The following is a 3,976-nucleotide window of genomic DNA, read 5'->3' on the forward strand; positions in this document are numbered from 1 at the left end:
CAGCGACATCGGCCTGTGTGTAGCCCAGGCGGAGCCGCGCGTCTCGCATGCGCCTCCCGATCTCCTGCGCCTCGGTCATCGCGGCATCCCGGCGTCGGCGGCGGTGTGCGGGGCCAGCACTTGGTGCATGATGTTCTCCGTGTTCGTCCTGCGTGTGGCATTCAGGACGGTACCCCCGCCCCGATGAGCGGGAACAGCGAACGGCCCCTCCATCACCACTGAACGGCCAGTGGCGCACGCTCGGCCTCATGGAACGCGTCGCCAGCCTGCGCCTCGACTTGACCCGTCGAGACCTCCCGGACGCCTCGGCCGCGCGCCAGCTCGGCGAGGAGGTGGAGGAGTTCGTAGCGCTGTCGCCGGTGCCGCCGAGGCATCCCCTCAACTCGGCGGCGCGCCCCGCTCTGGGGGCCTGATCAGCGGCCGAGTGCGGCCAGAATCGCCGCCTCCTTCTCGGGGGCGATGCCGTGCTCGGCCCACCGGGGGTGGTCGACCGGCATGCCACCGGTGTGCAGCCACGCCCAGGTGTCGGCCACGGTCTGGCCGAGCGGGCGGCAGCGCAGCCCGACGGCGTGCGCGCCCGTGGAGTCCACCGCCCAAGCCCCGGCCGCGGTGCGCCAGAGCGGCAGCTCGGTCCATTGCCGAACGCCGTGCTGATCGAGCACGGCATCCGGTACCCATTCCAGGCGGCCACGGCCACCGGTCTCGTCCACGCAGGCGTTCAGCAGATCGCCCATGGTCTCGCGCCCGAGCGGGGCTGTGATGTTGTAGGCGCCGCCGATCCGCGCGGCCGCCTGGTCGAGCGCGAACGCCGCGACATCGCGCACGTCAACAGGCTGAATCGTCCGCTCCGGCCGCCCCGGCGCCAGGATGGTGCCGCCGCGACGTGCACGCAGCAGCCACCAGGGCAGCCGCCCGACGTACTCGCCCGGCCCCAGGATCACGCCCGGCCGGAGAACCACCGTCCGCACCGTGCCGAACGTCTCGGCAACCGCTCGCTCGGAACCGGCCTTCTGGGTGCCGTAGTAGGCCGCAGGAGAACCGTCCCGGCCGTACTCCTCGCCAGCGTCCGGTGGGGCGTCGAGCAACGGCGACGATTCCGTCAACGGCTCGTCCGGCCAGCCGCGGTACGCGTTCACGGTGCTCACGTACACGTACCGTCGTGCGACTGGCTCCAAGGCCCGTGCCGCTGCCAGCACATGACGCGGCGCCAAGTCCGCCGAACTCGTGTCGATCACGGCGTCCCACCTGCCGCTGTCGGCCAGGCGCGCCAGGTCTTCCGGGACCGTCCGGTCCCCGCGGATGGTCTCGGCGCCAGCTGGCGCCGAGCCGGACCGGCCGCGGCTGAACGTCGTCACTGACCACGCGCGCGCGAGCGCCTGCTCCGCTACCGCCCGGCCGAGGAACCAGGTACCACCCACCACCAGAATCCGCATGCCGCGATCCTGCCAGTGCTGGCATCGCCCGGGAACCACAGACGGTGTACGCCTACCACGGCCCGGGGTGCTCCTGGTCGGTGAGCCAGGCCAGCGCATCGTCGAGCACGGCCTGGTCCACGTCGGCAACGAGGGCGCGGGCGATCTCGGCCGCTGAACGGCCGCCGTCACGCATTGGTCCGAGCGACGTCGCTCGGACCAATGCGGGGGCCACCCCCGCGCCTACGGGGAGCACACTTCCCGACCTGTCCGGATACCTGGTGCAGGAGCCGGAACAACGCTACGGGCGTCAGGGAACGTCCCCGGGCGTACTCGGGCGATCCCGACAACGCGGCGAGCGTGCGTGCCAGGCGTCCCGGAGCAGGCGGGACCTTCACAACAGACCCCAGGCCCCCGGAACCCCTCGGCGGGCGGCCGCGTCACAGGGCCATGAGGAAACGAGCATTGCTGGGCGTGCTCCCCGCCGTGCTGTTGTTCACCGCGTGCGGCGAGGAGGGCGGCTCGGACCCGGCGCGGAGCGACGCGCCGCCCGAGAACCCTCCTCCCGTCGACCAGGAGTACCGGGCCTCGGGCACGGTGCTCCAGTCCCCCGACCGCGGCCCGGTGCTGTGCGCCGGGGTCGCGGAGTCCTTCCCGCCGCAGTGCGGCGGCGGCGTCGAACTGGCGCGCTGGGACTGGGACGCGGTGGAGGCGGAGTCGGAACAGGGCACCACCTGGGGAGATTTCGAGCTGACGGGAACGTGGGACGGCGAGACGTTCACGGTCACCGGGACGGGGCCGCCGTCAAGACCGGCCGAGTGGCCAGCGGCGCCCGCGCCCGACGAGCCGGGCGGCGGCGACCGGGCGGCGCGGGACCCCGATGAGCTCGCGGACATCCAGCGGGACCTCACGGAGGACTTCCCCGACGACGTGCTGTCGTCGTTCCCCGACGAGGAGCAGGGCGTGGTCCAGGCCGATGTGGTGCTGGCGACGCCGGAGTTGCAGGAGACGGTGGACGAGCGCTTCGGCGAGGGCGCCGTGGTCCTCAACAGCTGGCTGATGCCGGTGTCCGGGTGACCCTCAAGGACACCGGCCGGTCGTCAATGCCAAGGTGAGCGCCGGTTCGTGGCCGACGGCCACGAACCCCGTGGGCGATCAGGCGTCATCCGCGGCGCGCGCCTGGGCCGTCGATCCCCTGACGACCAGCTCGCACTGGAAGACGAACTCGGTGGGATGGGCCAGCGTGCCGCCCACCTCTTCGAGCAGGGCGTCCACGGCCGCGCCCGCCATGGCCCGCACCGGCTGGCGCAGCGTGGTGAGCGGCGGATCGGTGAACGCGAAGATGTAGGAGTCGTCATAGCCGACGACCGAGACATCACGCGGCACGTCGAGGCCGCGCTGCCGCACCGCGCGGATCGCGCCGAGCGCGGTCATGTCGCTGCCGCACACGATGCCCGTGCAGCCGGCGTCGAGCAGCGCGGCGGCGGCCGCCTGGCCGCCCTCGACGCCGAACAACGAGTGCCGCACCACCCCGTCGACCCCGTCTCCCGCGGTCTCACGCAGGAACCCCGCGACCTTGCGCCGCACCGGCACGAACCGGTCGGGCCCGACGGCCAGGCCGACCCGCCGGTGGCCGAGCGCCCGCAGGTGGCGCACGGCGATCCGGGTCGCCGCGGCGTCGTCGGGCGAGACCGAGGGCGCGGCGATGGCGGCCTGGAAGCCGTTGATGAGGACGAACGGCACGCCGCGCCCGGTGAGCCTGGCGTAACGCGCCGGATCCGCCGTGGTGTCGGCGTGCATCCCCGAGAGGAAGATGATCCCGGTGACGCCACGGTCGACCAGCTGCTCCACCAGCTCGTCCTCGGTCGCGCCGCCTGGGCTGCGGGTGCACAGCACGGGCGTGTAGCCGCGCCCGGCCAGCAGCTGCTCGATGACCTGGGCGAACGCGGGGAATATCGGGTTGGTCAGCTCGGGGATCACCAGCCCGACCAGGCCAGCGCTGCGCTGCCGCAGCCGCACCGGGCGCTCGTAGCCCAGCACGTCGAGGGCGGCGAGCACCTTCTGCCGGGTGGCCGCGGCGACGCCGGTCTTGCCGTTGAGCACCCGGCTGACGGTCGCCTCGCTGACCCGCGCCTGCGAGGCGATGTCCGCGAGCCGCGCGGGCCCGGCATCCGTCACCTGGCCCCCTGGGATACGTCTGCGCGCGCGTCGTTCACAGGCTCTCCCACCACACCGCGCAGTCCCCTGGCAGCACCACGGGGTCGGGGAGCGGGGCGCTGGTGAGGAGGGGGCGGCCTGGCTCGGGGAGCAGGCCGTGGACCGGGACGGGGGTGGGGTTGGTGTTGACCGCGCACACCACGGCGGAGCCGTCCGCGCCCTCGCGGCGGAAGGCCAGGACGCCATCGGGCGCCTCAAGCCAGCGCACCGCGTCGCCCGCGCCCAGCGCCGCGTGCGCGCGCCTGGCGGCGAGCGCCGAGCGGTACAACTCCAGGGTGGAGGCGGGGTCTTTGGTCTGGCGGGCGACCGAGAGCGCCGCCCAGGCGGGGGGTTGGGGCAGCCAGCTG

At 73.6% G+C, this 3,976-nt stretch carries 7 protein-coding genes; 3 read left to right on the forward strand and 4 right to left on the reverse strand.

Going from position 1 to position 3,976, the window contains the following annotated elements; translation table 11 throughout:
• Positions 1 to 187, forward strand: a 187-nt coding sequence (locus DEH69_RS32155; protein WP_220131323.1) for a hypothetical protein, incomplete at its 5' end; no start/stop codon positions are given.
• A gap of 61 nt (positions 188 to 248) precedes the next feature.
• Positions 249 to 413, forward strand: a complete 165-nt coding sequence (locus DEH69_RS31705) for a hypothetical protein (RefSeq protein ID WP_181727547.1) — start codon at positions 249 to 251, stop codon at positions 411 to 413.
• On the opposite strand, the gene DEH69_RS22115 is transcribed toward DEH69_RS31705, so the two are convergent.
• Both DEH69_RS22115 and DEH69_RS33035 read right to left on the reverse strand, forming a co-directional pair.
• Positions 414 to 1,433: an NAD-dependent epimerase/dehydratase family protein gene (locus tag DEH69_RS22115; RefSeq protein ID WP_181727548.1), complete on the reverse strand. Its 1,020-nt coding sequence runs from the start codon at positions 1,431 to 1,433 to the stop codon at positions 414 to 416.
• A 52-nt stretch (positions 1,434 to 1,485) separates the two neighbouring features.
• Positions 1,486 to 1,608: a hypothetical protein gene (locus tag DEH69_RS33035; protein ID WP_258534873.1), complete on the reverse strand. Its 123-nt coding sequence runs from the start codon at positions 1,606 to 1,608 to the stop codon at positions 1,486 to 1,488.
• Between the two features lie 254 nt (positions 1,609 to 1,862).
• Here DEH69_RS33035 and DEH69_RS22120 point away from each other — a divergent pair, with 254 nt between their 5' ends.
• A complete protein-coding gene (locus DEH69_RS22120; protein WP_147255760.1) occupies positions 1,863 to 2,489 on the forward strand; it encodes a hypothetical protein in 627 nt (208 codons plus the stop codon).
• Between the two features lie 78 nt (positions 2,490 to 2,567).
• Here the strand turns inward: DEH69_RS22120 and DEH69_RS22125 are convergent, their stop codons facing one another.
• Both DEH69_RS22125 and DEH69_RS22130 read right to left on the reverse strand, forming a co-directional pair.
• Positions 2,568 to 3,590 (reverse strand): LacI family DNA-binding transcriptional regulator, encoded by a 1,023-nt coding sequence (locus DEH69_RS22125; protein WP_113688754.1) that lies wholly within the window; start codon positions 3,588 to 3,590, stop codon positions 2,568 to 2,570.
• A 34-nt stretch (positions 3,591 to 3,624) separates the two neighbouring features.
• Positions 3,625 to 3,976 (reverse strand): DUF3459 domain-containing protein (locus DEH69_RS22130; RefSeq protein ID WP_113688755.1); only part of this gene is annotated, 352 nt, incomplete at its 5' end.

It is taken from the genome of Streptomyces sp. PT12 (genome assembly GCF_003311645.1).
GTDB lineage: Bacteria > Actinomycetota > Actinomycetes > Streptomycetales > Streptomycetaceae > Streptomyces.